The sequence below is a fragment of the Bradyrhizobium sp. 6(2017) genome, from assembly GCF_011058295.2.
Lineage (GTDB): Bacteria > Pseudomonadota > Alphaproteobacteria > Rhizobiales > Xanthobacteraceae > Bradyrhizobium > Bradyrhizobium septentrionale.
Window position 1 is genome coordinate 8,797,372 of sequence record NZ_CP049289.2, and the last position, 24,187, is coordinate 8,821,558.

Sequence of the window (24,187 nt, forward strand, 5' to 3'; positions counted from 1 at the left end):
TTACGCCGTCCGAAACGGCCGCGCCGCCTCCACGGCCCAGTCGCGCAGATGATTCAGCAGGTGCAGGGTGCGGGCGTTGGGCACGTTTACAAAATGGTAGCCGGTCTGGAGTTGCAGGGGACGTTCCGCGAGCTTCTCGAGCCTGCCTTCGTCCACGGGCGTCGTAATATAGGCCATATCCATCAACGCAACGCCGGCGCCTGCCATTGCGGCATCGAGCGCCTGCGCGCGGGTTTCCACCGTCAACCATTTGATCCGCCGTTTGGTCAGCGTACCATCGTGCTGTTGCCAGATCGACCAATCCGCGAATCGCGATCGGGCCCTAATCAGTGGTGTGCCGTGCCAGATCTTTGCAAAATTTGTCTTTGCAGAATTTGCCGGTTTGGCGCTCGTCGCGGCACGGCCCACGACATCAGGTCTGGCAACGGGCATCAGGGTTTCCCGGAACAATAGCGTCGAGGAAAGCCCTTTCCACGCCCCGCGGCCGTGGCGGATGGCGCAATCCATGTCTTCCTTTTCAAGGTCGACAGCTCTCGTCGTTGTAGAGATAGCGACCTCGATCAGGGGATGCCGCGCCTGAAATTGCGAAATGCGCGGGATCAACCAGTGAGACGCAAAGGTTGCGATCGTGCTTACACGGATCTGCCCGCGATAACGTTGAAATGGTTCAACCGCCGCCTCCAACCGGTCGAGCGCGTCGCCCATGCTGGCGAGCAATCGTTCGCCGTCCTCGGTCAGCGAAATTCGCCGGCCGACTTTTCTCACCAATGCCACGCCGAGGCGCTTTTCCAATTCGGCAATCCGGTGCGACAGCGCCGACCGGGTAACGCCCAGTTGTTCGGCCGTCTCGGTCAGGGTGCCGAGCGTGGCGAACAGCGAGAGCGCTGTGAGTGCACGCGCCGATGGTTGAACCGACCGTCCCATCGAGTCCTCCTGATTGGTGAGATATTTTCACCAATTGAGGGATGTGGGCAAGTTATCATCCGCTATCGTTTCGAACAGGACAGCAAGATGGGAACCGAAAACTTCCGGCAGCTCGCGGCCTATAATCATTGGGCCAACCTGCGGCTCTACGGCGCCGCGCTTGAACTGCCCGAGGAAGCCTATCGCCGTTCAACCGGCGTGTTCTTTGGCAGCCTGCACGGGACGCTCAATCATTTGCTGCTGACGGATCGGATATGGTTGAAGCGATTGACCGGCACCGGCGAGCATCCGGATCGCCTGGACGCGATTTTGCACGACGATCGCCGCGATCTTCTTCGTGCCCGGATGGCGGAGGATGCGCGCTTGAATGAGTTGGTCGAAGGCTATGCCGGCGCCGACCTCATGGAGCCCATCGCCTATCAGACAACGTCGGGCAAACCCTATCGCCAGCCGCGGCAGGATATCCTGCTGCATCTCTTCAATCATCAGACCCACCACCGCGGCCAGGCGCATGCGTGCTGCTCAATCCTGACCGGCGGCGAGCCGCCCTCACTCGACCTCTTAGCCTTTCAGCGCGGCGTGCCTGCGCCGAATCTAGGTTGAGCCGACGCAAGAACGGGGCGACGGAGATCAACCCTAAAGCGCGATGAGATCAGATTGAATCGTCATCGCGCTTTAGATTCTTGTTTAAGCATGATCTCTTCGGAAAACCGCTTCGCACTTTTCCGGATCATGCTCGAGCTAGCGCGGCAGCAGATTGGTCTTGGCGAGATCGACCACCTCGTCGCCGCGGCCGCTCATCACGGCGCGCAGCACCCACAGGCTGAAGCCCTTGACCTGCTCCAGCGTAATGGTCGGCGGCATCGACAATTCCTGCGTCGCGGTCACGACGTCGAGCACCGCCGGGCCGTCATGCGCGAGCACGTTGCGGATCGCGCCCTCGAGCTCGCCGGGATCCTCCACCCTGACGCCGTGAATGCCCATGGCGCGGGCCATCGCCGCGAAGTCGGGATTTTTCAGGTCGACCCCGGTCTCGATGAAGCCGGCGGCCTTCATCTCCAGCGCGACGAAGCCGAGCACGCTGTTGTTGAAGATCACGACCTTCACCGGCAGCTTGGCCTGCGTCAGCGTGATCAAATCGCCCATCAGCATGGCAAAGCCGCCGTCGCCGGACATCGACGCCACCTGCCTGCCGGGCTGCGCCGCCTGCACGCCGATCGCCTGCGCCATTGCATTGGCCATCGAGCCATGGACCCAGGAGCCGATCAGCCGGCGGCGGCCGTTCATCTTCAGATAGCGCGCGGCCCAGATCGTCGGCGTGCCGACGTCGGCGGTGAACACCGCATCCTCGGTGGCCTGCTCGCTGAGCAGGCGCGCCAGATATTGCGGATGGATCGGCCTCGAGCCGGGCTTGCCGCGGGCCAGATCGTCGAGCCCGGCGCGGGCATCCATGTAATGCGCGAGGCTGGCGTCGAGGAACTTGCGGTCGGTCTTGACCGTGAGCTTCGGCAGCAGCGCGGCGATGGTCTCGCCGACGTCGCCGACGATGCCGAGGTCGAGCTTGCAGCGGCGGCCGAGATTTTCGGGACGGAGATCGACCTGCGCGATGCTGATGCCGGTCGGGAAGAACTGCTTGTAGGGAAAGTCGGTGCCCAGCATCAGCAGCACGTCGCAACCATGCATCGCGGCGTAGCCGGAGGAGAAGCCGATGAAGCCTGTCATGCCAACGTCATACGGATTGTCGTATTCGACATATTCCTTGCCGCCGAGAGCATGCACGATCGGGCTCTTCAGCGTCTCGGCGAGCTTGAGCAGACCGTCATGCGCGCCGGCGCAGCCGCGGCCGCAGAACAGCGTGACGCGCTTGGCGCCATTGAGCAGCGCCGCCAGCGCGTTCAATTCGGGTTCGGCCGGACGCACCACCGGTGCCGGCGGCAGCAGGCCGGCATTCGGCGCGATGTCGCGCTTCGGTGCCGGCCGCATCGCGACGTCGCCCGGCAGCACCAGCACGGCGACGCCGCGCTTGCCGACCGCGGCGCGGATCGCGTTCTCCAGCATGTAAGGCAGTTGCGACGGATCCGACACCAGCTCGCAATAGTGGCTGCATTCGCGAAACAGGTCCTGCGGATGGGTTTCCTGGAAATAGCCGCCGCCGATCTCGGCCGAAGGGATCTGCGCCGCCAGTGCCAGCACAGGGGTGCGGCTGCGATGCGCGTCGAACAGGCCGTTGATGAGATGGAGATTGCCCGGGCCGCAGGAGCCCGCGCACACCGCAAGGCCTGCCGTGATCTGGGATTCGGCGGCGGCGGCGAAGGCGGCCACCTCCTCGTGGCGCACATGCAGCCAGTCGATCGTGCCGCGCTTGCGCAACGCCTCGGTGAGGCCGTTGAGGCTGTCGCCGACGACACCGTAGATGCGCTTCACGCCGGCCTGGGCAAGGGTTTCAGCGATGAGGTCGGCGACGTTGTCGATCCGCATGGGGCTTATCCTTTGGGTGAGATCTGAAGAACCGCGCGGCCGCATGATGTTCGGCGCGATGGACCCGCGCAAGCCTTAGCCGATCACAGATTCGCGGGGGCGGTCTTGTCCTTTGCTGCTGCCGGTTGGACCAACTTGCCCGCCACCGCCTCGACCTCGGACGCCACAAGATCGGGCACAGCGTACTGCACCATATGACCAACGCCCGGCATCACGATGAGCTTGGCGTTCGGCGCCGTGGCTGCAAGCGGCCGCGAATGGATGCGGGTCGAGACCGTCTTGTCGACGTCGCCCGCAATGATTGTGACCTGTGCCTTGATCTCCGCGTAGCGCGGCGCCTGCTCGACGACGGCGGCCTTCAGCGTGACGAGGTCGCGTGCATTGGCGATGAACTCGCGCGGGCGCAGCAGGAGCAATGTCGCGCTGTCGCGGACGAAATCGTCCGGCATCTCTTGCGGCGCGAACACGCCGCGCGAGCCTGAATTGGCGACGAGATAACCGAGCGGCAGCGTGACCGTGTGCGCCAGCATCGGCCCGATCAGCGGCGTCGAAATCACGTCATTGTAGCGGCCGGCGCCGCCGCGCCACGGATAGGCGACGGGGGCCAGCAGCACGAGGCCCGCGACGCGGTCCGGATGATCGAGCGCAATGCGCAGGCCGAGCGCGCCGGCCCAGGAATGCGCCACCACGATCGCCCTGTCGATGCCGAGCCTGGTCAGCGCCTCCATGATCATCCGGCCCTGGACCGCGGGCGTCGAATCCGCGACGCGCTCGCGGGTGCTCCAGCCATGGCCCGGCCGGTCGATCAGGATCACCCGGCGCGTCCTTGCGATGCGATCGCCGAGCGGCTGCATCGCGCGGAGGTTGGAGCTCGCGCCATGCAGCAGCACGACCGGCGGCCCCGCGGCATCGCGCGGGCCGAGCTCGACGACATGCAGCCGCGCGCCGGCAACATCGATCATGCGGCCCTGAGGCGGAAAGGCGCGCTGGATCAGCGTGACGCCGATTTGCGTTGCCAGGGCCAGCGCCAGCCCTGCGGCCGCCAGCGCGATGATCGCGGTTAACATCGAGGGGATCCGAAGGGTGTTGGGCACCTGGAAACTACGAGGTACCCAAAGTCAGGTTTCGCCCGGTACTGGATTTGCGTCCTCCCGAGCATGCTTTTGTCCGGAAAGCCAATTGTCGATTTTCCGGGTCGCGCGCCCGGCGAAGTTGTCCACAGCACGCCCAGCCTGTGGATAGCGGGTTCATACCTGCGTCATTAGTAATTTCATAGTTTGGCGGTGGCAATTTCGCCATCAGACGCGAGGCTTCATCCAAACCGGGACGCCACCGGAAAACGCTTCTTGGCTTGTGCACAAGATTCACGGGAACCTGCGTCCGCACGACGAGTTCAACGGGAAGTAATCGGAGGAGTACCATGATTTCCGACCCTAGCGATGCGGCCATCGATCAGATCGTGGCGAGCTGCAATGGCGACCTACGCGGTGCGCTGAAGGCGCTGTTGCTCGTGAATGAGCACCTGGAAGCGGAGCTTCAGCAATTCTATGCTGCCGTGGCCGAGGACTGCGCGTCCCGCGGAAAATTCCTGCACTAGCCTCCTGCGCCGGACCGTATCGCGGGCAAATGCCAGCTCGCGAGTCACGTGCCGATTCGCGGCCATCCGACCGCGATCACGATCAATTGCACGCAATCAGATGTCGCGGCCTTCGACCTTCTCGGTCAGCTGCTTGACGATCTGCGGCACTTTCTCGAGGTAGGGATCGACAGCCAGCGCCTTGCGGAAGGCGTCCAGGGCGCGCTTTTCGTCGCCCATGTCCTGCATGATCATGCCGACACCCGCCAGCGCGCCGAAATGGCGGGGCTCACGGGTCAGCACCTGCTGCAGGTCTGCGAGCGAACGGACGTAGTCGTTCTTCAAATAGTAGATCGTCGCACGCCGGTTCCAGGCCTCGACATAGTCGGGCCGGAGCTTGATCACCGCGTCCAGCAGCTGCAGCGCGACATCGATGTTCTGGGCGTCGATCGCAGCCTTGGCGCGCACCATCAGCAACGCCGCGGTATCGCTCGGGGTTTGCAGCCACAGCGCCCAGATCCGCGCCTCGACATGGCGGGCGCTGTCCTCATCGGGCGCGGCCTTCAGCGCGCCGAACAGGAAATCCAGCCCGCGGGTGCGGTCGGCCGGCACCTTCGGCAGCTTGGTCGGCGCTTCCGGCAGTTTCTTCTGGGCCCGCGGCGGCGGGACCACCCGGGGATCGTCCTGCGCGGCGGCCGCGACAGGCAAAGTCAAAACAGGTCCGGCCAAAAGGGCGGCGATCAGGATCGCCAGCCGGCGATTGGTGGGGCCAAGGAAAGGGCCAAGGAACTTAAATCCGAAGTTTAATCCCATGACCGAAGTCTAGACGCACAACGCCGCACTGCAAAGCAGCACGGCGTCAAAGACCTGTGAAAGAGATGTGTTGGATCAGCGCAGCGGGCCGATCCGCGCCGAAATCAACCCTGGCGCGCCTTGAAACGGCGCTGGACCTTGTTGATCACGTAGACGCGGCCCTTGCGGCGGACCAGACGGTTGTTGCGATGGCGGCCGCGCAGCGACTTCAGCGAGTTACGGACCTTCATGGGACAATCCTGTTACTTCGAAAGGCCCGTGTTGGAGGCCGTGCCTGATCAATGCCGAAAGGTGGCAAAATGGGATTTACCCCTACAAGCGGCCAGCCGCCCGGGACGGCCGCCTTCTAAGCCATCGGACCGTTAAATGTCAACCGAGACGGGCCGATTTTCGGCCCGTGCCCGGCATGGAACGGGCCTTTGGCTGCCAGCCATACCATTGAGATCGCTCCGGAAACGGCGGCAAGCACGATTATCCTGTACCACGATCCCGTCCGCCGTCACATCATGTCGTCAGCGGAGCGAGGGCGAATCGTGCGTTCGCACCCGGCTGAAGCCCGCGCCACGGACCGGGAGTTTGCGGCTGCGACCCAGCCTCGCGCGTCCGGCTTTCCCAATGCAGACCGCTTGCGAAAATCGTTATATCATATAATTATTTTCCATCACCAACAAACCGGCCGCCGGGGAAACCGCAATGCCCAAGCTCAAACTGCCCGACATCGAAAAGGTCACAGCCATCGACATCCACACCCATGCCGAGGAGCCGTGCGGCATGCATGGCGACGACGGCTATGACGACTTCCAGGCGCAGATGGCCGATTACTTCAAATCGCCGCACAAGCATCCGCCGACGGTGCCGGAGACCGCGGCCTATTACCGCGCCAAGAACATCGCCGCGGTGATCTTTCCGGTCGATGCCGAGCGCGAGACCGGCTTCCGCCGCTATAAAAATGAAGAGATGCTGGAGATTGCCTCCGATCATCTCGACGTCTTGATCCCGTTCGTCTCGATCGACCCACACAAGGGTAAGCTCGGCGTCCGCGAGGCGCGCAAGCTGATCGAGGAATACGGCGTCCGCGGCTTCAAATTCCACCCGACCATGCAGGGTTTCTACGCCAACGACCGCATGGCCTATCCGCTCTATGAAGCGATCAACGAGGGCGGCGCGATCGCGTTGTTCCACACCGGCCAGACCGGCGTCGGCTCGGGCATGCCAGGCGGCATGGGGATGCGGCTGAAATACTCCAACCCGATGTACATGGACGACGTCGCGGCCGACTTCCCCGACCTCAAGATCATCCTCGCGCACCCTTCCTTCCCCTGGCAGGAAGAGGCGCTGTCGGTCGCCACCCACAAGCCGAACGTCTACATCGACCTTTCGGGCTGGTCGCCGAAATATTTCCCGCCGATCCTGGTGCGCTACATCAACTCGATCCTGCAGGACAAGATGCTGTTCGGCTCCGACTGGCCTGTCATCACGCCGGACCGCTGGCTCGCCGATTTTGCAAAACTCGACATCCGCGAGGAGATCCGCCCCAAGGTCCTGAAAGCCAACGCGCGCAAGATTTTGGGTATTTAAGGGAGTATCATCGGCCGCAGCTTGCGGGGCGGCCGATGACGAACTGCGCCGGACTTGCCACCGTCCTCGCCGTGCTCCTGATCGGGAGCGCGGGCGGCAAGCCTGCGGCGGCAGCCGAAGCGCCTTCCGTGCTGGTCGAGTTCGAAAGCCCGCTTGCGAGCGCGCAGCCGCTGCAGGGCCTGTTGCGGCGGCCGGAACGAACGGGTCTCCTGCCCGCCGTGGTGTTGCTGCATGGCTGCAGCGGGCAGTGGCGGGAACTCGACGAGCGCTGGGGCAAACGGCTCGCGGCGTGGGGCTATGTCACGCTCACCGTAGACCGGTTCGGCCCGCGCGGCATCAGCGACACCTGCACCGGCGGTGTCCCGGCCGCAACGGTTCACGACGCCTATCGCGCACTGAGCTTCCTGAGCCGGCAATCCCTGGTCGATCCGACACGCATTGCCGTGATCGGCTTTTCGCAAGGCGGCTGGCTCGCATTGTTGTCGGTCGAGCGCGGCGCGATCGAGGTCAACGCGACGGAAAAATTCCGCGCCGCCGTCGCCTTCTATCCGCGCTGCCTCGGCATCAAGGGCAACATGACCGTGCCGACCCTGATCATGGTCGGCGAACTCGACGACTGGACGCCGGCGCAAGAGTGCCGGAACCTGGCGGAAGGCCGCGACGATGACGGCATCTCGCGCCAGCAGGGCCTCGGCTATCCGATCGAGCTGATCGTCTATCCCGGCGCCCATCACGATTTTGACGTGCCGCAATATCGCACGCCGGGGCGGCTGCTCGGTCATCACCTCGAATTCAACGCGCAGGTCCTCGATCAGTCCATCGACGCTGTCAGGAAATTCCTGTATGCGACCATTGGCGGACAAGAGAAAACTCAATGACCATCAAGGCAATCGTGTTCGACGCCTACGGCACGCTCTACGACGTCCAGTCGGTGGCCGATGTCACCGAGGATGCGTTCCCCGGTTATGGCGACATCATCACGCAGATCTGGCGCCTCAAGCAGCTCGAATATTCCTGGCTGCGCTCGCTGATGCGGCGCTACCAGGATTTCGCCGCGGTCACCCGCGACTCGCTCACCTACACGCTGCGCTGCCTCGGCCTGCAATATGACGCAGCGACGTTCGCCCGTATCATCGACAAGTATCAGCATCTCGCGCTCTATCCCGATGCGGTCGCAGCCCTCGAGGCGATGAAGGACAAGAAGCTCGCGATCCTCTCCAACGGCAGCCCTGACATGCTCAATGCGCTGGTGCGCAATTCGGGGCTCGACCGCCTGCTCGATGCGACCATCAGCGTCGATTGCCACAAGGTGTTCAAGCCGGCGCCCGAGGCCTACACGCTGATCGAGGAGGTGCTGAAAGTGCCGCCCGCGGAAGTCCTGTTCATTTCCTCCAACCCGTGGGACGCCTGCGGCGCCAAGGCGTTCGGCCTCACCGTCGCCTGGATCGAACGGGTGACGCCGGAAGCGATGGCGCTCGCCTGCGTCGAGAGCGAGACGGTCGCCCCATTGACGATGTTCAAGACGCTGCGTACCCAGATGGACGAGCTCGGCGTCGTGCCCGATCACCGGATCCACGGTCTCTCCGAACTCCCTGCCCTGGTGTCTGCAAGGTCCTGAACCGTATGAGTCTCGCCTCCGTCCGCGCCTTCTTCGCCGAGAAGGCGCCCGAAATTTCCGTGATCGAATCCACCCAGAGCTCCGCGACCGTCGTGCTGGCGGCGGAGGCCTATGGCGCCGAGCCGGCGCGGATCGCCAAGACGCTGAGCCTGCGGGTCGGCGACCGCGTGGTGCTGATCGTCGCCAGCGGCACGGCGCGGATGGACAACAAGAAGGTGAAGGCGGCGTTCGGCGGCAAGCCGAAGATGCTCGGCCTCGACGAAGTCGCCGAGATCACCGGCCACGAGGTCGGCGGCGTCTGCCCGTTCGGGCTGAAAACGCCGCTGCCGGTCTATTGCGATGTGTCGTTGAAGGCATTCGATGTCGTGGTGCCGGCCGCAGGCTCTACCCACAGCGCGGTGCGCATCACGCCCGACAGGATGGCAGAGCTGACCGCGGCGGAATGGGTCGACGTCTGCGAAGTCCGGTCCCAGGCAGACGTCAGTCCCTAAAGCGCGACGAGCTGAATCGTCATCGCGCTTTAGCTTCTTGCCAGGGCATGATCTGTTCGGAAAACCGCTTCACACTTTTCCGGATCATGCCCCAGAACTAGTCTTCATCGTAGTCGGGCGACGACCGCGGCGGCGCGAGCGGGGCCGGCTGCATCTGCTGCGGCGCGCGCTGCCGCTGTTGCATCTGCGGCTGAGGCGCGCGCCCCTGCGTCTGCTGCGCATTCGACTCGAACACCGCCCGGCAGGAACTGCCAAGCAGCGCCGTGTTCTGCCGCAGGCAGGCGACGATCCGGTTGGTGTCGGGAATCTGATCGCTGCACAGGCGCATCACGTCGGGCGTGCACGCCATCTGCTGTTCCCAGGTGCCGCGATACTCCTGCGACGACGCAGGCGTTGCGGCGGCAAGGCCGCCGATCGCGATCGCTAAGCTCAGGACAATCCGCTCCGTCTGCATGCCCAGTGCCCTTGTTCGATTTGATCCGCGCACGCGCGGGTTCCACGCGGCGATTTGCCTGAGGCTGGCAAATGAATGCGGCCAAGGATCGTTCGCGCGGACAACTAAATGTGAAGACGAAGGGAGCCAGGTTCCCTATTCGACCTTGCCGATCTTCTTCACCGCCGCAATCAACCGCGCGCTGTCGTCTGCAACAAATTTTGAAAACTCCGGCGCGTCCAGATAGGCGACGGGACTGCCCGCGGTCTCGAAGGTCTTGATCACCTCCGGCGCCTTGACCGCGTCGGCCATCGCCGCGCGCAGGCGCGTCATGATCGGCGCCGGCAGCGCGGCCTGCGCGAACAATCCAGCCCAGATGTAGAACTCGACGTCCTTGTAGCCGAGTTCCCTGAAGGTCGGCAGATCGGGAAAACTCGCGATCCGCTCGGCGCCCCAATTGGCGAGCACGCGCATCTTGCCGTCTTCGACCTGCTGCTTGAGCGTGCCCGGCGCCGACGCCAATGCCTGCACGGTGCCGGAGAGCAGCGCGGTGAGCGCGGGACCGGCGCCACGGAACGGCGCGTGCAGCAGTTTGATGCCTGCGCTCGCTGCGAACATCTCCATCGCGACATGCAGCGTGCCGTAGGGGCCGGACGAGCCGTACGGGATTTGTCCCGGGCGCTTCTTCGCGTCGTCGACGAACTCCTGCAGCGTTGTCCACGGCGCCGAGGCCGGCACCGCCAGCAGCGTCGGGTCGGCGAGTACGCGCGCGACCGGCGCGAACTGCGACACTTCGTAGGCAATCGGACGATCGAACAGCCGGTCGGCCTCCGGCAGCACCGCAAGCGAGGACAAGGTCATCAACAGCGTATAGCCGTCCGCCTCGGCACGCGCGGCCTGCGCATTACCGATCGATCCGCCCGCTCCGCCGGCGCGATTGTCGACGATGACGGACTTGCCGAGTATCCGCTCGAGCGCCAGCGCCACCGGACGCGCCGCGAGATCGGCCTGGCCGCCGGCTGGAAACGGCACGATCATCGTGATGTTGCGGTTGGGATAAGCGGCTTGCGCGAAGGCGGACTTGGCAAGCGCAGTGTGCGCGAGCGGCAAAGCGGCAGCGGCGCGCAGGAGTTCGCGGCGGTTCATCGAGAGTTTCTCCCCAGTCGTCTTTTTTGGCGATCGCAGCCGATCGCGATGCCGCGGTTAAAGCCGCGGCTGTTCCGCATGGTGCAGGAGCGGGACGCCGATCTCAAGCGTCCCGCTCGCCACATCAGATGCGGCCTGACCGACGAGGGAGGCCTGCCAGATTAGGTCCTAGCGCTTGCGCGACGCCTTCCGCGTCTTTGCGACGGATCGCTTCCTGGCCGCGCCGCGCTTGGTCGCGGTCTTCTTGCTGACGGCGGCGCGGCGGACCGGAGCGGCTGCAGCCGGACGCTTGCGCGCCACCGCCTTCTTGAGCGGTTTCCTGGCCGTATTCCTGGCTGCTTTCTTGGCCCCTTTCTTCACCGCCTTCTTCGCTGCTTGCGGGCGCGCACGCCGGGCCGTGGTTGCGCTACGGCGCCGTGCGCCGCCGCTGCCCCCGATCGGAACGATGTGATCGTCGGCATCCAGTGTCAGTTGCTGAAGCGGAAACGCCGGCAGGAAGCTCGGATCATTGTAGAGCTTGCTCAGGTTGTCCTGGTCGAACTTGCCGCCCTGCCCGCGGTCCTCACCGGCGCCGGCGCGCCAAGCGGCTTCCCAGACCCGGGCCAGGGTTTTCGCGCCGTCCTGCATGCAGGCCGCCGTCGCATCCTTCAGCTTGGACCACAGCGTTTCGACCTGGCCGCTGCCCATATGCGAGTTGAACAGGTTCACGATGGTCATCGGCGGCAGCCGCTTGACGGTTCGCTGCATCAGCGCGACCACGGCGACCGCGGCGTCGCGCCCGGTCGGCGTTCCGCCCGGCGCAATCTCCGCGACGTCGCTGGTCCTGGCATCGGGGATCATCTTGATGAGATCCTTGCCGTGGCGGCCGATCATCGTGGTCTCGTACACGCTGTGCACCTTGGCGTGCGACTTGTCGCTCGGATCGAGGCCGTGGTGGAATTGCGAGATGTGCAGCGGCTGGCAGGCATCGCCGATGTAATGCGCGACAATTCCGGCGGCGCAGACGAACTCCAGCTTCCGGTTGGCGGCGGCGTACTCGACCATCTCGTCGAAGATCTGCCAGACCCGGAACGGCAAGGCACCGCGCCGGTCCTCGCCGATCCCCTGGTAATAGTCGTTCCAGACCTTCGGATCGACGTTGCGCGTGGATTCGGCGCAAAGATCGAGCAGCGTCTTGCCGTCGCTGCCCGGTTTGTCCATGTCGGCGAAATGGTTGCTCTCGTCGGTGTGCCGGGTGAAGCGCCAGACCAAATCAGCGACGTCGGCCAGCGGCGAGAACGTGCCTTTCTGATGCGGCTTGAGGTCTTGGAGCAGCTTGTCGTCGAGGCCGATATTGTCGGAGTTGGCTTCCATCATGGTGGCGAGCTTGGGAAGCTTCGCATCGATCAGGCCGGTCGCGTAGGCGCCGATCTTGACGTGTCCCCATTCGCCCCAATACTCGGTATGGCCGGCATTCCAGTCGCCGATCAATTCGACGTCGAGTTCGCGGCACAGCGTTGCCATGCAGATGCCGAGCGCGACCTGCATCGGAACCTTGCCGCCCGATCCGAACAATTCCTGGCCGCCCCATTCCAGCGCCACAGGGCTGAGGATGCGCGCGCCGCCGGCGTTCTTCTTCGCGTCCGGATCGTCGAGAAACCAGACCGTGCCGGAGTCGCCGGGATAGTTGTTGAGCGGCGTGTCGCCGTCGCGCGGACCGATCACGAAATCGCTGACATACTCCAGGCCGCCGACGGTCCTGTAGCGATAGAACAGGCCAACGATCTTGCCCTTCATCAAGCCGCTGGTCGCACCGAAGGCGATCAGCGGCTGGTCGATGATGTCGAGACGGAAGGTGCCGACATTGAGATCGACGACGTCGCCGACCTGGCCGACGCCGTAGACCTGTGCGGTCCAGCCCTTGACGTCATCGACGCGGATCAGTCCGGCATCGAGATTGGCCACCACGCGCGAGCCGGGCCAGCCGGGATAGACCTCGCTGAAGGCGCGCTTGCCGAGTTGCAGCGTATCGCTGACCCCGAGACGACGGTCCGTGTTCTTGAAGCCGGCGAAGATCTCCCGTCCGGCCGCGCCGACCACGTGACGGTTGGACAACGCAAACACCGTCTCGCCGTTGGTGACGAGGCAGCCGATCGAGCCGCGATGGATCTTGCCCTGGATCGTGGTCTGAACCGGAAAGCCGCCGCCGACCAGATCGCTCTTGAACACCGGCGGGTCGACGGTGCCGGGGCTTTCCTCGTTCGGATCGACCTTGACCACGCAGGTGGGCACGACACGGCCATCCGGCAGGTACAGGAACGGCGGCACCAGCTGATCCTGCTTCTCCGGATGGTTCTTCAGCTCCGAGCGCTTCATCCAGTCGCGGACAAAGACCAGGATGCAGGGCCACGACCAATCCTTGACCGACGAATTGAACAGCGTGCGCGGTCCGAGCGCCTGCGGCTTGGAGTGGGCCTTTCTTTCCGTTGCATTGCGATCGTTGTCGCGGATCAGATAGCGGCCGATCGCGGTCGCGTAGACCGACTGCAGATGGGCCAGATGCACGTGATAGGCCTCGCGGGCATCGAGCAGGTCCTTCACCGACAATGACGTGAAATCATGCTTGGTCAGGTCAATCATCTGGTTCCTCCGAAAATGCGCTTTGCGGCAACACCGGTTCAGGACGCAGCAATAGACGATCGCGCCAGCCCACGATCGTGGGTTAGTTCACATAAGTTATACAATTTAAAAGGGATGACACGAATGTGACGGATCACACGGCCTTCGGCCGGTCCGCGTGCGGAGTTCTATCTCCGCTGAGCGTGCCGCTTTATTTCCGCTGGGCGCGGCTCTCTATTTGCGCTGCGCGCGCCCTTTGGCGAAATGCCGGGCGAGGAAATCGGCGAGCACCTCGACACGGGCGGGCCGCGGACCGCCGGGCGGGGTGACGAGATGCACGGCGCCCTCGGGCTGCTTCCAGCCCTTCAGGATCACCTCGACCTCGCCGCTTGCGATCGCATCGCCGACGATGAAGTCGGGCAGATCGGCGATGCCGAGGCCGGCCAGCAGCGCCGGCATCACCGCCTCGCCATTGTTGACCCTGAGCTGACCGGCGGGCCGCACGCTCGCCTGCTCGCCCGACGCGTTGGTGTAGTGCCAGACGCCCTGGGTCGAGAGATAGGCGTAGCCGAAGCATTTGTGCTCGGCGAGATGCATCGGATGGGTCGGCCGGCCGTTGCGCTTCAGATAGGACGGCGCGGCCACCGTGTAACGCGGCATGCCGCACAGCCGCCGCGCGATCAGCGACGAATCCGGCAGCCGCGCGATGCGCAGGCCGGCGTCAAAGCCCTCGCCGATCAGATCGACCGTCGCGTCGCTGAGATGCAGGTCGATCGCGACCTCCGGATACGCCTCCATGAATTCCGGCAGCAGCGGCGCCACCGTCTTGATGCCAAAGCTCATCGGCACCGCGAGCCGCACCAGGCCGCGCGGCGTGGTCGATTGCGCCAGAGCCTCGTTCTCGGCGGCCTCGCCGTCGGCCAACAGCCGCGCGGCCCGCTCCGACAATTTCTGGCCGGCATCGGTCAACGCCAGCCGCCGCGAGGTGCGGTTGAACAGCCGCGCGCCGAGCCGCTCCTCGAGCCGGCTGACCGCCTTGGACACCGTCGCCTTGGACAACGAGAGCTCGGTCGCGGCCGCCGCAAACGACCGTAACTCCACGACTTTTGCGAAGATCGCGAGCGCCTCGAAGTCCGGAAGTTTCGCCATTGGCAGCTGTCCCGATTGCTCAGTTTGGAAACAATGAGTTTCAATAGTTTCTATTTCTATACCACAGCCGGAGGCATATCCAAGTGCCATCAAATTCAATCGCAAATTCAATCGATGGAGAAATCCAATGACCAAGAAGCTCTCCGGCAAGGTTGCCCTCGTCACCGGCGGCTCGCGCGGCATCGGCGCGGCGAGCGCCCGCGCGCTCGCTGCGGAAGGCGCCAACGTCGCGATCAGCTACGTCGCCTCTCCCGAGAAGGCCGAGGCCGTCGTCACTGAACTGAAGGCCAAGGGCATCAACGCCCGCGCCTACAAGGCCGACCAGGCCTCGTCATCCGATGTCGATCAGCTGGTGAAGACCGTCGCCAAGGATTTTGGCCGGCTCGACATCCTCGTCAACAACGCCGGCGTCGCGTCCGGCGGTGCGGTCGACGATCCCAAGGCCGATACCACCACGCTCGCCCGCCAGGAAGCGATCAACATCGACGGCGTGATCACCGCGATCCGCGCCGCCTCGAAGCTGATGGGTGAAGGCGGCCGCATCGTCACCGTCGGCTCCATGCTGGCCGACCGCGCCTCGTTCCCGGGTCTTGCCGACTACGTCGCCACCAAGGCCGCCGTCGTTGGCTACACCAAGGGCGCAGCGCGCGACCTCGGACCGCGCGGCATCACGGTGAATGTGGTGCAGCCGGGCTCGATCGACACCGACATGAATCCGAAGGACGGCGGCGAGTTTGCCGAGACGCAACGCTTGCAGCACGCGCTGCAGCGTTTCGGCCGGCCGGAGGAAGTTGCCGCCGGCGTCGTGTTCCTGGCGAGCCCGGACGCCTCGTTCGTGACCGGCACCGTGCTCAACGTCGACGGCGGCTTCGGCGCCTGATCGCAAAATTTTCTGGAGACGCCGGGTGAAGCCCACCCGGCCGCTGCGCAACATCGAAAATCAAGGGGAATGACCATGATCGAACTGAGACCATTTGCAGAGCTTGGCGGTGCCGACCACGGCTGGCTGAAGGCCAAGCATCACTTCTCGTTTGCGAGCTACTACGATCCCGAGAATGTGAGCCACGGCGCGCTGCGGGTGTGGAACGATGACGAGATCGCGCCCAACTCCGGCTTCCCGGCGCATCCGCATGCCAACATGGAGATCATCACCTATGTCCGCGAAGGCGCGATCACGCACCAGGACTCGCTCGGCAACAAGGGACGCACCGAAGCCGGTGACGTTCAGGTGATGAGCGCCGGCAGCGGCATCCGCCACTCCGAGTACAATCTGGAGCCGTCGAAGACCAAGATCTTCCAGATCTGGATCGAGCCGACGACGAAGGGCGGCCATCCGACCTGGGGCTCAAAGCCGTTCCCGAAGGCGGACCGCTCGGGCAAGCTCGTCACGATCGCCTCCGGTATTGACGGCGACAACGACGCGCTGCCGATCCGCGCCAATGCGCGGGTGCTCGCCACCACGCTGAAGGCCGGCGAGAGTGCGGAATACGCCCCCGACAAGGCCCGCCACCTCTATCTGGTGCCGGCAGCCGGCAGCATCGAGGTCAACGGCGTCCGCGTCAATGCGCGCGACGGTGCCGCGATCCGCGACGAGGCCAAGCTGAAGATCACCGCGCTCGAAGATGCGGAGCTGGTGCTCGTCGACGCAGCCTGAGTCTCTCCACTCCGTCATGGCCGGGCTTGACCCGGCCATCCATCCCTCTTCGAAAGAGTCTTTCAAGATTGATGGATTGCCGGGTCAAGCCCGGCAATGACAGCCCTTAGACCAACTCCCCCAACCTTCCCCTACCCAACCCAAAGGAGGCCATCATGGCCAAGGTTCTCGTCCTCTATTACTCCGCCTACGGTCACATCGAAGCGATGGCGAATGCCGTCGCGGAAGGCGCGCGCGAAGCCGGCGCCACCGTCGACATCAAGCGCGTGCCCGAGCTCGTGCCGGCGGAAGTCGCCAAAGCCTCGTATTACAAGCTCGACCAGGCCGCGCCGGTCGCAGAGATCAACGATCTCGCCAACTATGATGCGATCATCGTCGGCACCGGCACCCGCTTCGGCCGCATGGCCTCGCAGATGGCCAACTTCCTCGACCAGGCCGGCGGGCTGTGGCTCAAAGGCGCGCTGAACGGCAAGGTCGGCGGCGCCTTCACCTCGAGCGCGACCCAGCATGGCGGCCAGGAGACCACGCTGTTCTCGATCATCACCAACCTCCTGCATTTCGGCATGACGGTGGTCGGCCTCAATTACGGCTTTGCCGGACAGATGAAGCTCGACGAGGTCACCGGCGGCGCGCCCTACGGCGCCACCACCATCACCGGCGGCGACGGCAGCCGCCAGCCGAGCGAGAACGAGCTCGCCGGCGCGCGCTACCAGGGCCGCGCGATCGCGGAGGCCGCCAGGAAGCTGCACGGCTAAGCTTCACGGTTAGGTTTCACGCCTGACTGGCTGGTTGACGCGATTAGGGCGGCACTCGTTGAAGATTGCCGCCCGATCTGCTGCTTTCGGAAACGCCAGTTCCCGAGGTCATCGAGACTGTTTTCGTGATATGCCGTCAGGCTTCTTGTCGGCGCAGCCCCGAGGTTTGCCATGACCAACACACAGAAGACCCGCTGGCCGGAACTGCCGACCGCGGCGTGGCGCGACAGCTGTGCCACCCTCCAGCTCTTCACCCAGATTGCCGGCAAGATCCGGCTGGCGAAATCGCCCTGGCTGAATCACTCCTGGCACGTCACGCTCTATGTCACGACGCGCGGGCTGACGACCTCGCCGATCCCCGACGGCGACCGCACGTTCCAGATCGACTTCGATTTTATCAATCACATGCTCCGCATCTCGACCAGCGACGGCACCGAGCGGCAATTCGCGCTGGCCGGTCAAGCGGTCGCGAGCTTCTACGCGGCGACCATGACCAATCTGAAGGACCTCGGCGTCGATGTCGCCATCGACGAGATGCCGAACGAGCTGCCCGACCCGATCCGATTTTCGCAGGATACGCAGCATGCCTCGTACGACGCGGATGCCGTGCGCCGGTTTCACCAGATCCTTGTGAACTGCGACCGCGTGTTCAAGCAATTCCGGACCGGCTTTCTCGGCAAGGCGAGCCCGGTGCACTTCTTCTGGGGCAGCTTTGATCTCGCGGTGACGCGCTTCTCCGGCAAGACGGCACCGCGGCATCCTGGCGACGTGCCGCATTTGCCCGACGCGGTGGCGCACGAAGCCTATTCGCACGAGGTCAGCAGCGCCGGCTTCTGGCCGGGCGGCGGCGCAATCGATTATCCCGCATTCTATTCCTACGCCTATCCGGAACCCGCGGGCTATCGCAGCACGCCGGTACGGCCCGACGCTGCATTCTTCAGCGAAACACTCGGCGAATTCATCCTGCCATACGACGCCGTGCGGATGGCTGCAGATCCGGACAAGGCGCTGCTCGAATTCCTGCAATCGAGCTATGAGGCTGCGGCCATCAACGCGAACTGGGACCGTGCTGCACTGGAATGCCCACAGGGCCTGCCGGGCGTGGTCAGAGGGGTCTAGCGCTCGCGCGCCGCACCAGTGGCTCAATCCTCCTCGCGCGACGGCGTCGACTTGCCGAGCGCCTCTTTCAGCCGTGCTGAGAGTTTTGGATAGCGACGCATCGCCAGCACGGCGCGGTCACGCAGCGCCTGCGGCTGTCCGCGCCAGCTCAAGGCGGCACCAAGATCGACCAGCGGCGTACGCTGCGGTCCGAACCGTCGCTTGTAGCTGTAATTGCCGACCGAGAACTCGAATTCCCGCACGCCGTCCTTGTGCAGCGCCTCGATGGTGCGATCGATGATCAGCCGGCCCGGCGAGCACATCGACCATTTTTCGCCCGCATTGCTGATGCGGATCATGATGTAGCGCGAGCCGGTGCGGATGCCGAGCAGCGTCGCCACCACCTCGTCGCGCGTCGTCAGTGCGGTCATCACCGCATAGCCACGCGCAGTGCCTTCGCGCACGAGGTCGCGATAGAAGGCGGTGGTGTCCGCATCATCGAGCACGTAGTTGAGCCCAAGGCCCAGCAACCGATCGCCCTGCTGCACTTCCGTGACCGAAAGGAGCTGCAATGCCTCGTCAGTGTCGGCCGCGAATTTGAAGGCCGCCGACGGCTCACGCGTGAACACGCGCCAGCTCCGTTCCAGCTCCTTGCGGACCTTGCGATCCAGCTCGTAGCGCCAGGCGTTGTGGTCGTCGCCGATGGTCAACAGATTGCCGTTGACGAGCGACGGCCCGACGCCGTCGAGCAACGCCAGCGGATTGGATCGCGCCGCGAACCTGACCGGCATCTTGCGAAAACGGATGAGGTCGGCACCGCCCTGCACCTTGCGCAGCGCCGCCTTCAGGTCGCGCCAGAACTGCCTGGCGGCGACGTCGTCACGAGGGGCGGCCGGGCCGAGCAACGGCGCGTTGAAGTCTGTGAGGTTGAGATCGGCGAATTCGATGATGCGCAGGCTGCCCTGGCGGTGACGGATCAACGGCAGCAGCGCGGCGCGCTCACCGGTCGCAGCATCGCTGACGATGGCGATCAGCGGCGCGACGCCGTCGGTGGCAAAGGCCCGGTACCACGACGCGTACCATTGCGGATGCTGGAACGCGGTGAGCGGATCGAATGCCCCCCAGCGGGCGGCGGCCTGTGCCCAATCGTCAACCAGCTCGACCCGATAGCCGACCGCATAGGAGGAGACCCGCGCCCCGGATTTCTCAACCGCTGTCGTCAATACTGTCATTCCAGCACCTGCTTCCGGCGCAACGTTGTTACGCCGCTTCCAACGCCGCCTTGGGCAGGTCGACGATCTTGCCGAGATCGCGCTCGTCGAGACGGAAATCGATCTGGCGGCGCACCGCGCGTTCGCGCTTCACCCATTTGCCGTCGCGCAGCAGCTTCTGCATCACCTGCTTGGCGAAGAAGGTGGGACCGCGGATGCTGCGGCTGCGCGGCGCGTAGCCGAAGCGATGACGCAGCATGCCGTTGGCCAGATGCAGGATCTGGGCACGGCGGATGTCGTCGTTGACATAGGAGATCGTCATCGAGATGTTGACGGTGTCGAGGTTCTCGACGCGGTGCGGCGCATTGAGCGGCCAGTTCAGCATCTGGCCGGGTTCGAGATCGATCACCTGAGCGTGCCAGTCGTACCAGGGCTCGTAGGGGATATCGACCTCGACATCGAACAGCGCGATGTTCTCCAGATGCTCGGGCCGGATGAACGGCTGCGTGTTGGGATAGATATAGACCCGCTTGCGGCCAGCGATCTGCACCAGACCCTGCCCAGGCAGATCGGCGTGATAATAGACCTGCGCGTCAGGCGACGAAATCAGGATGCCGGCCTGATGCGTCGGCGCGTCGAAACCCGGGACCTTGGCCGCGATCTCGCCGAACATCCGCTCGATCATGTCGCGATAGCGGTGATCGACCGCGGTAACGTTGCGCAGGTTCAGCCACAGGCCGCCGCGCGAGATCGCCTCGATCACCTGCTGGCCGCGCAGCCTGCCGATCTCGCCCTCGCGCCAGACGCGGCTCGATCCCCTGGCGCCGGTCTTGACCAGGCTGTAGTGCTCACGCGGATAGTGCTCGATCAATTTCGCCAGATCGTCCATCGAGAACGCCGGCTGCTTGTGCATGGTGTGCTCGAGCCGGATCGGCTGATGGCTCCAGAGCTTGGAATGGTTGTCATCCCAGTTCGTGAAGATCTTGCCCGTCGTCATGGTCGCACTCCTGGCTGCTGCACCGTTTCGCTTCATCCGATGTCCCGTTCCGGGACGCGCCGGCAGCTCATGAGCGGGAATTGGCAAGAAGGATGCCGTCGCGTATGTCCGCGCGGTTACCCGAAGCTAATGTCTCGCCGATATGGCTAACCGCGATTTTTCCGGAGCCGGCCGCCAAGGCCGACAGCACTGAATGGCCGAAAAACCCCGATATCGCGCGCTGTTTCTCGGCGCCGGACCGCAGATGCACTGCGGGGTCGGGCAATTCACCTGCCTGCTGCAGCAGACGATCGAGAAGATCGAGCCCGGCGCTAGCACGGCGTTAACCCTGACCCAGACCGGCGGCACGATCGCCGAGACCTGGCGTGCGGTCGGCAGCGCCGACAGCGTGGTCTGCAACTTCCCGATCGTGGCCTGGAAGCGCGTGATCCTGCGGCCGCTGCTCGCGCTGCTGTTCGCCCGGCTGCGCCGCCGCAAGGTTGTCCTGATCCAGCACGAATGGGCCGGCCTCAACGGCATCCGGCGGCTGACCTACATCCCCGCATTGTGGCTCGCCAATACCATCGTGATGTTCTCGCCGCTGGTGCGCCGCGAGCTCGCCGACGATCCGATCATGCACGGCATGGTGCGGAAATGCGTGCTGGCACCCCTGCCGCCGAACATCGCAGCGCCGGCGGACACGGCGGATTCGATGCTGCTGCAGCGGCTGGTCGCGGCACGCGGCGACGGACAGCTCGTCATCGGGCATTTCGGCTCGATCTATCCCGGCAAGCAGCCGAACGGGCTGCTCGAGATCGGCGCGATCCTGAAGCAACGGGGCTTGCGGCCCCTGATCGTCTATGTCGGCTCCTTCATCCGCGGCGTCGAAAATATCGAGCAGAAATTCCACGTCCGCGTTGCCGAACTGGGCCTGAAGAGCGACGTCATCGTCTCCGGCTACGTCGCGTCCGATCTCGAGGTGTTCGGCCTGCTCAGTGAGATCGACGTGTTCTGCTACTCGCTGGCCGAGGGCCTCAGCGCGCGGCGGTCGAGCATTCTGGCCTGCGTGCAGTCCGGCCGGCCGCTGATCGTCACCGGCCCGGCGCTGCCGGACGAGTTCGATCACCATCCGCGCTTCAAGGAGCTGATCGACCGCGGCGCGATCCTTTTGGTGCCGCGCGACGCCAACAGCGCGGCCTATGCCGACCAGATCGTCGCGGCGCTGAAGCGACCGACCGCGCAGGTGCCGTTCGATTTCGAGGGCTGGTGGACGGACGTCGCGAACGCAATCCGGGCGCAGCTTTAGGCCCGCATCCGGAACCGGGCAAGATAGTGCAGCCCGAACACCGCGATCAGGAACGTCACCCAGATCGTATCGGCGCGATCCAGAAAGAAGCTCTCCATCGACGACAGATAGAGGCCGAACAGCCAGATGCGCAGGAACAGCATCGTCAGCGGCGCATCATTGCCGCCGAGATCCGCGGCCTGGAAGTCGCGCAGCGGCTTGATGACAACGGCCGCGATCAGCAGCACGAGACCCGGCAGGCCGGTTCCGAGCGCGGTGTCCAGATAGCCATTGTGGCTGTGCGAGGCGTAGCCCGCCCACTCCTTGCCTTCCTGCAGGTTCTGGATCGCGTTGCTGCCCCAGAACGCTTCGAAGCCATAGCCGGTCCATAGCCGCTGGTGCAGCGAATCGAGCGCGAACGCCCAAATGTCGGCACGGCCGGTGAAGGAGGTGTCGAGCGGCATCCGGTCGGCGATCGCAGCCAGCGTATCGCTCATGACAGTGCCGACGCTGAACAGATTGAGCAGCACGAGCGGCGTCAACAGCAGCAGCGCACGCCCCCAGAGCGAGCGGATCACGGGCAGCAGCGAGGTCAGCATCAGCACTGCGACGCACAGCACGATCGCGCTCTTGCCGGCGGTGAAGAACAGGAAGATCGCGGCCAGCACGGCGACCGCGATACCCGACAGCCAGCCGCCGGCGCGCATCAGGTAGATGCCGAGGAAGATCAGCATCGCCATCATCGCGGCGGCGACGTTCTTGTGACCGAACGCGCCGCGCCAATTGCCGGCGAGCGCCGGCTCCTGCGGATCGGTGGCTTGGTGGATCGAGAGGTGCGGCGCCAGGAAGACGCCGAGAAAGCAGGTGACGAGCAGCACCAGGGCGGCGATGCTGAACCAGCGCATCAATTCGCCCTGCGACTTCGGCAGCAGCAGCAGCGTCGCCGTCACCACGATGACGAACACCGAGAGCGCCAGCCGGCGCAGCGAGGTGGCCGGATCGAACGACAGCACGACGGTGACACAGATCCAGCCCCCAAACAGCAGGAAGGCCGGCGTCAGCAGCGACTTCAACGCCGGCAGATTGTCGCGCAGGGTCAGCGCCAGCATCGCGACCATCAGCACGCCGAACAGGCCGTAGAGAAACGCTTCCTTGCCCGAAGTCACCTCGCCGACATAGAAGCCAGAGAGATCGGCGAACGGACGCAGCGAGATCCAGACCAGCAGCAGAATGCCGATGAAGAACGCGCAGCGCACGATATCCATCACCGGCCGGCGCGCGATGTCGGCGATCAGCGCCCGGCTTTCGGTGGTGACGGACAAATCGCTCACGACGCGATCTTGGAGGCCGCGTAGGGCTGCGGCTCGATCCCGAGCACCGCAAGCGCGCTGCCGATGGCGACCACCATCGGATGCATCGCGATCACGGCCTGATGCTCGCGCAGCACGATGCGCGTGAAGCGATACAGCGAGAACGGCACCAGGCAAAACATCTTGGCTTTCACGGCGGCGCGCGACCACACCGTCTGCGCCGCCTTGCGCTCGATGTGATAGTTGATCGCACCGATCCGCAATCCCCGCCGCACGATCCAGCCGAGATTGGTCCGGGTCGAGGGCACGGTCTCGCTGATTGTGGCCTCCGTCACCCAGAAGAAGCGGAAGCCCGCGCGGCGCGCCCGCACGAAGAAGTCGTGGTCGCCGCCGCCGAGGAAATTGAAGCGCAGGTCGAAGGCAGGACTGCCGAGCCGTTCGAACACCACGCGCCGGATCAGGCAATTGCCGCAGCCATAGATCACCGGGACCGGTCCGCTGGCATGATAGGCCGGCGCGAACGCCGGATGGCGCTTGAGCCCGCCCTTGTGCTTGTCGTCGAAGTCCGGCCACACCGGCCCGCCGATGATGTCGGCGCCGGAGGTCTCGGCCGCCTGCACCATCCGCCCCAGCCAATCCGGCGCGGCGACCTCGTCGTCGTCGATCATCAGGAAATTCTTCGCGTTCGGGAATGCCTCGAGCGCGGTCTCGAACGCCGCGTTGATCGCCTGGCAATTGCCCTGCCGGGGCTCGACGATGCAGATGCCACGAAGACGGCCGGAATTAAGGAATTCGGCCGCAACCGGCGCGCTTTCGCATCGCGCGGCATCGTTCTCGACCACGACGACCGCGAAGCCGCGTTCGGTGCTTTGCGCCGCGACCGATTCCAGCGTCAGCCGCAGGTGCTTCGGCCGGCGAAAGCTCGGAATGCAGATCACGGTTTCGACGGAGCAATCGAGCGCGGGCGAGGTGGTGACCCAGGCACGTTCCACGGCGGCAAGCTCTGTCGACATCTCGATGCCCTCCTGGCAATCGCGATCCGCAAAGCGCGCATCATCCCGGCACGGATCGGAATGGGACATGGCCGTCCCAAA

At 64.6% G+C, this 24,187-nt stretch carries 24 protein-coding genes; 11 read left to right on the plus strand and 13 right to left on the minus strand.

Features of this window, described 5'->3' with window-relative positions; translation table 11 throughout:
* Nucleotides 1–924, minus strand: coding sequence for a LysR substrate-binding domain-containing protein (locus tag G6P99_RS41760; protein WP_029079259.1), 924 nt, complete (start codon nucleotides 922–924; stop codon nucleotides 1–3).
* Nucleotides 925–1,011: 87 nt separating this feature from the next.
* On the opposite strand from G6P99_RS41760, the gene G6P99_RS41765 reads away from it, so the two are divergent.
* On the plus strand, nucleotides 1,012–1,527 hold the full coding sequence (locus tag G6P99_RS41765) for a DinB family protein (RefSeq protein ID WP_051346075.1): 516 nt from the start codon (nucleotides 1,012–1,014) through the stop codon (nucleotides 1,525–1,527).
* Nucleotides 1,528–1,665: 138 nt separating this feature from the next.
* Here the strand turns inward: G6P99_RS41765 and poxB are convergent, their stop codons facing one another.
* Both poxB and G6P99_RS41775 read right to left on the minus strand, forming a co-directional pair.
* On the minus strand, nucleotides 1,666–3,402 hold the full coding sequence (gene poxB / locus G6P99_RS41770) for a ubiquinone-dependent pyruvate dehydrogenase (RefSeq protein WP_029079261.1): 1,737 nt from the start codon (nucleotides 3,400–3,402) through the stop codon (nucleotides 1,666–1,668).
* Nucleotides 3,403–3,485: 83 nt separating this feature from the next.
* Entirely contained in the window at nucleotides 3,486–4,469 is a 984-nt protein-coding gene (locus G6P99_RS41775) for an alpha/beta fold hydrolase (protein ID WP_035976403.1), read from the minus strand.
* 353 nt (nucleotides 4,470–4,822) lie between these two features.
* On the opposite strand from G6P99_RS41775, the gene G6P99_RS41780 reads away from it, so the two are divergent.
* Nucleotides 4,823–4,999, plus strand: a complete 177-nt coding sequence (locus G6P99_RS41780) for a hypothetical protein (protein WP_165126306.1) — start codon at nucleotides 4,823–4,825, stop codon at nucleotides 4,997–4,999.
* A 96-nt stretch (nucleotides 5,000–5,095) separates the two neighbouring features.
* On the opposite strand, the gene G6P99_RS41785 is transcribed toward G6P99_RS41780, so the two are convergent.
* A complete protein-coding gene (locus G6P99_RS41785; RefSeq protein WP_245284564.1) occupies nucleotides 5,096–5,791 on the minus strand; it encodes a tetratricopeptide repeat protein in 696 nt (231 codons plus the stop codon).
* A gap of 104 nt (nucleotides 5,792–5,895) precedes the next feature.
* Nucleotides 5,896–6,021 (minus strand): type B 50S ribosomal protein L36, encoded by a 126-nt coding sequence (gene ykgO, locus G6P99_RS41790; protein ID WP_002718645.1) that lies wholly within the window; start codon nucleotides 6,019–6,021, stop codon nucleotides 5,896–5,898.
* A gap of 463 nt (nucleotides 6,022–6,484) precedes the next feature.
* Here ykgO and G6P99_RS41795 point away from each other — a divergent pair, with 463 nt between their 5' ends.
* From G6P99_RS41795 to G6P99_RS41810, 4 genes are read left to right on the plus strand one after another with little or no spacing between them, the layout of a single operon-like run.
* A complete protein-coding gene (locus G6P99_RS41795) occupies nucleotides 6,485–7,369 on the plus strand; it encodes an amidohydrolase family protein (RefSeq protein ID WP_029079264.1) in 885 nt (294 codons plus the stop codon).
* A gap of 35 nt (nucleotides 7,370–7,404) precedes the next feature.
* Nucleotides 7,405–8,247 (plus strand): dienelactone hydrolase family protein, encoded by an 843-nt coding sequence (locus tag G6P99_RS41800; RefSeq protein WP_029079265.1) that lies wholly within the window; start codon nucleotides 7,405–7,407, stop codon nucleotides 8,245–8,247.
* Nucleotides 8,244–8,987 carry a haloacid dehalogenase type II gene (locus G6P99_RS41805; protein WP_029079266.1) on the plus strand — a complete coding sequence of 248 codons (744 nt, stop codon included), beginning with the start codon at nucleotides 8,244–8,246 and terminating at the stop codon, nucleotides 8,985–8,987. The genes G6P99_RS41800 and G6P99_RS41805 overlap by 4 nt, the downstream gene beginning before the upstream one ends.
* A 5-nt stretch (nucleotides 8,988–8,992) precedes the next feature.
* Nucleotides 8,993–9,478, plus strand: a complete 486-nt coding sequence (locus tag G6P99_RS41810) for a YbaK/EbsC family protein (protein ID WP_165126309.1) — start codon at nucleotides 8,993–8,995, stop codon at nucleotides 9,476–9,478.
* A 97-nt stretch (nucleotides 9,479–9,575) separates the two neighbouring features.
* Here the strand turns inward: G6P99_RS41810 and G6P99_RS41815 are convergent, their stop codons facing one another.
* The 4 genes from G6P99_RS41815 to G6P99_RS41830 all read right to left on the minus strand — a co-directional run bounded on the left by G6P99_RS41815 (nucleotide 9,576) and on the right by G6P99_RS41830 (nucleotide 14,804).
* Nucleotides 9,576–9,932 (minus strand): hypothetical protein, encoded by a 357-nt coding sequence (locus tag G6P99_RS41815; protein ID WP_029079268.1) that lies wholly within the window; start codon nucleotides 9,930–9,932, stop codon nucleotides 9,576–9,578.
* A 135-nt stretch (nucleotides 9,933–10,067) separates the two neighbouring features.
* Nucleotides 10,068–11,057, minus strand: coding sequence for a tripartite tricarboxylate transporter substrate binding protein (locus tag G6P99_RS41820; protein ID WP_165126312.1), 990 nt, complete (start codon nucleotides 11,055–11,057; stop codon nucleotides 10,068–10,070).
* Between the two features lie 168 nt (nucleotides 11,058–11,225).
* On the minus strand, nucleotides 11,226–13,676 hold the full coding sequence (locus tag G6P99_RS41825) for a hypothetical protein (RefSeq protein WP_205751548.1): 2,451 nt from the start codon (nucleotides 13,674–13,676) through the stop codon (nucleotides 11,226–11,228).
* 213 nt (nucleotides 13,677–13,889) lie between these two features.
* Nucleotides 13,890–14,804 (minus strand): LysR family transcriptional regulator, encoded by a 915-nt coding sequence (locus G6P99_RS41830; protein ID WP_029079270.1) that lies wholly within the window; start codon nucleotides 14,802–14,804, stop codon nucleotides 13,890–13,892.
* Between the two features lie 127 nt (nucleotides 14,805–14,931).
* Between G6P99_RS41830 and G6P99_RS41835 the strand changes: the two genes are divergently transcribed.
* From G6P99_RS41835 to G6P99_RS41850, 4 genes are all read left to right on the plus strand, one after another.
* On the plus strand, nucleotides 14,932–15,684 hold the full coding sequence (locus G6P99_RS41835) for an SDR family NAD(P)-dependent oxidoreductase (RefSeq protein ID WP_029079271.1): 753 nt from the start codon (nucleotides 14,932–14,934) through the stop codon (nucleotides 15,682–15,684).
* Nucleotides 15,685–15,759: 75 nt separating this feature from the next.
* Entirely contained in the window at nucleotides 15,760–16,458 is a 699-nt protein-coding gene (locus G6P99_RS41840) for a pirin family protein (RefSeq protein ID WP_029079272.1), read from the plus strand.
* Between the two features lie 155 nt (nucleotides 16,459–16,613).
* Nucleotides 16,614–17,213 (plus strand): NAD(P)H:quinone oxidoreductase, encoded by a 600-nt coding sequence (wrbA, locus tag G6P99_RS41845; RefSeq protein ID WP_029079273.1) that lies wholly within the window; start codon nucleotides 16,614–16,616, stop codon nucleotides 17,211–17,213.
* A gap of 171 nt (nucleotides 17,214–17,384) precedes the next feature.
* Nucleotides 17,385–18,332, plus strand: coding sequence for a DUF5996 family protein (locus G6P99_RS41850; protein WP_029079274.1), 948 nt, complete (start codon nucleotides 17,385–17,387; stop codon nucleotides 18,330–18,332).
* 23 nt (nucleotides 18,333–18,355) lie between these two features.
* On the opposite strand, the gene G6P99_RS41855 is transcribed toward G6P99_RS41850, so the two are convergent.
* Together G6P99_RS41855 and G6P99_RS41860 are read right to left on the minus strand one after the other, a co-directional pair.
* Nucleotides 18,356–19,543: a GNAT family N-acetyltransferase gene (locus G6P99_RS41855; protein WP_165126315.1), complete on the minus strand. Its 1,188-nt coding sequence runs from the start codon at nucleotides 19,541–19,543 to the stop codon at nucleotides 18,356–18,358.
* 28 nt (nucleotides 19,544–19,571) lie between these two features.
* Nucleotides 19,572–20,519 carry a cupin-like domain-containing protein gene (locus G6P99_RS41860; RefSeq protein WP_029079276.1) on the minus strand — a complete coding sequence of 316 codons (948 nt, stop codon included), beginning with the start codon at nucleotides 20,517–20,519 and terminating at the stop codon, nucleotides 19,572–19,574.
* A gap of 193 nt (nucleotides 20,520–20,712) precedes the next feature.
* On the opposite strand from G6P99_RS41860, the gene G6P99_RS41865 reads away from it, so the two are divergent.
* Nucleotides 20,713–21,804, plus strand: coding sequence for a glycosyltransferase (locus tag G6P99_RS41865; protein WP_051346080.1), 1,092 nt, complete (start codon nucleotides 20,713–20,715; stop codon nucleotides 21,802–21,804).
* Here the strand turns inward: G6P99_RS41865 and G6P99_RS41870 are convergent.
* Both G6P99_RS41870 and G6P99_RS41875 read right to left on the minus strand, forming a co-directional pair.
* Nucleotides 21,801–23,114, minus strand: a complete 1,314-nt coding sequence (locus G6P99_RS41870; protein ID WP_165126318.1) for an O-antigen ligase family protein — start codon at nucleotides 23,112–23,114, stop codon at nucleotides 21,801–21,803. The two genes, G6P99_RS41865 and G6P99_RS41870, sit on opposite strands and share 4 nt — an antisense overlap.
* Nucleotides 23,111–24,106 (minus strand): glycosyltransferase family 2 protein, encoded by a 996-nt coding sequence (locus G6P99_RS41875; RefSeq protein WP_165126321.1) that lies wholly within the window; start codon nucleotides 24,104–24,106, stop codon nucleotides 23,111–23,113. The genes G6P99_RS41870 and G6P99_RS41875 overlap by 4 nt, the downstream gene beginning before the upstream one ends.
* Between the last annotated feature and the right edge of the window lie 81 nt (nucleotides 24,107–24,187).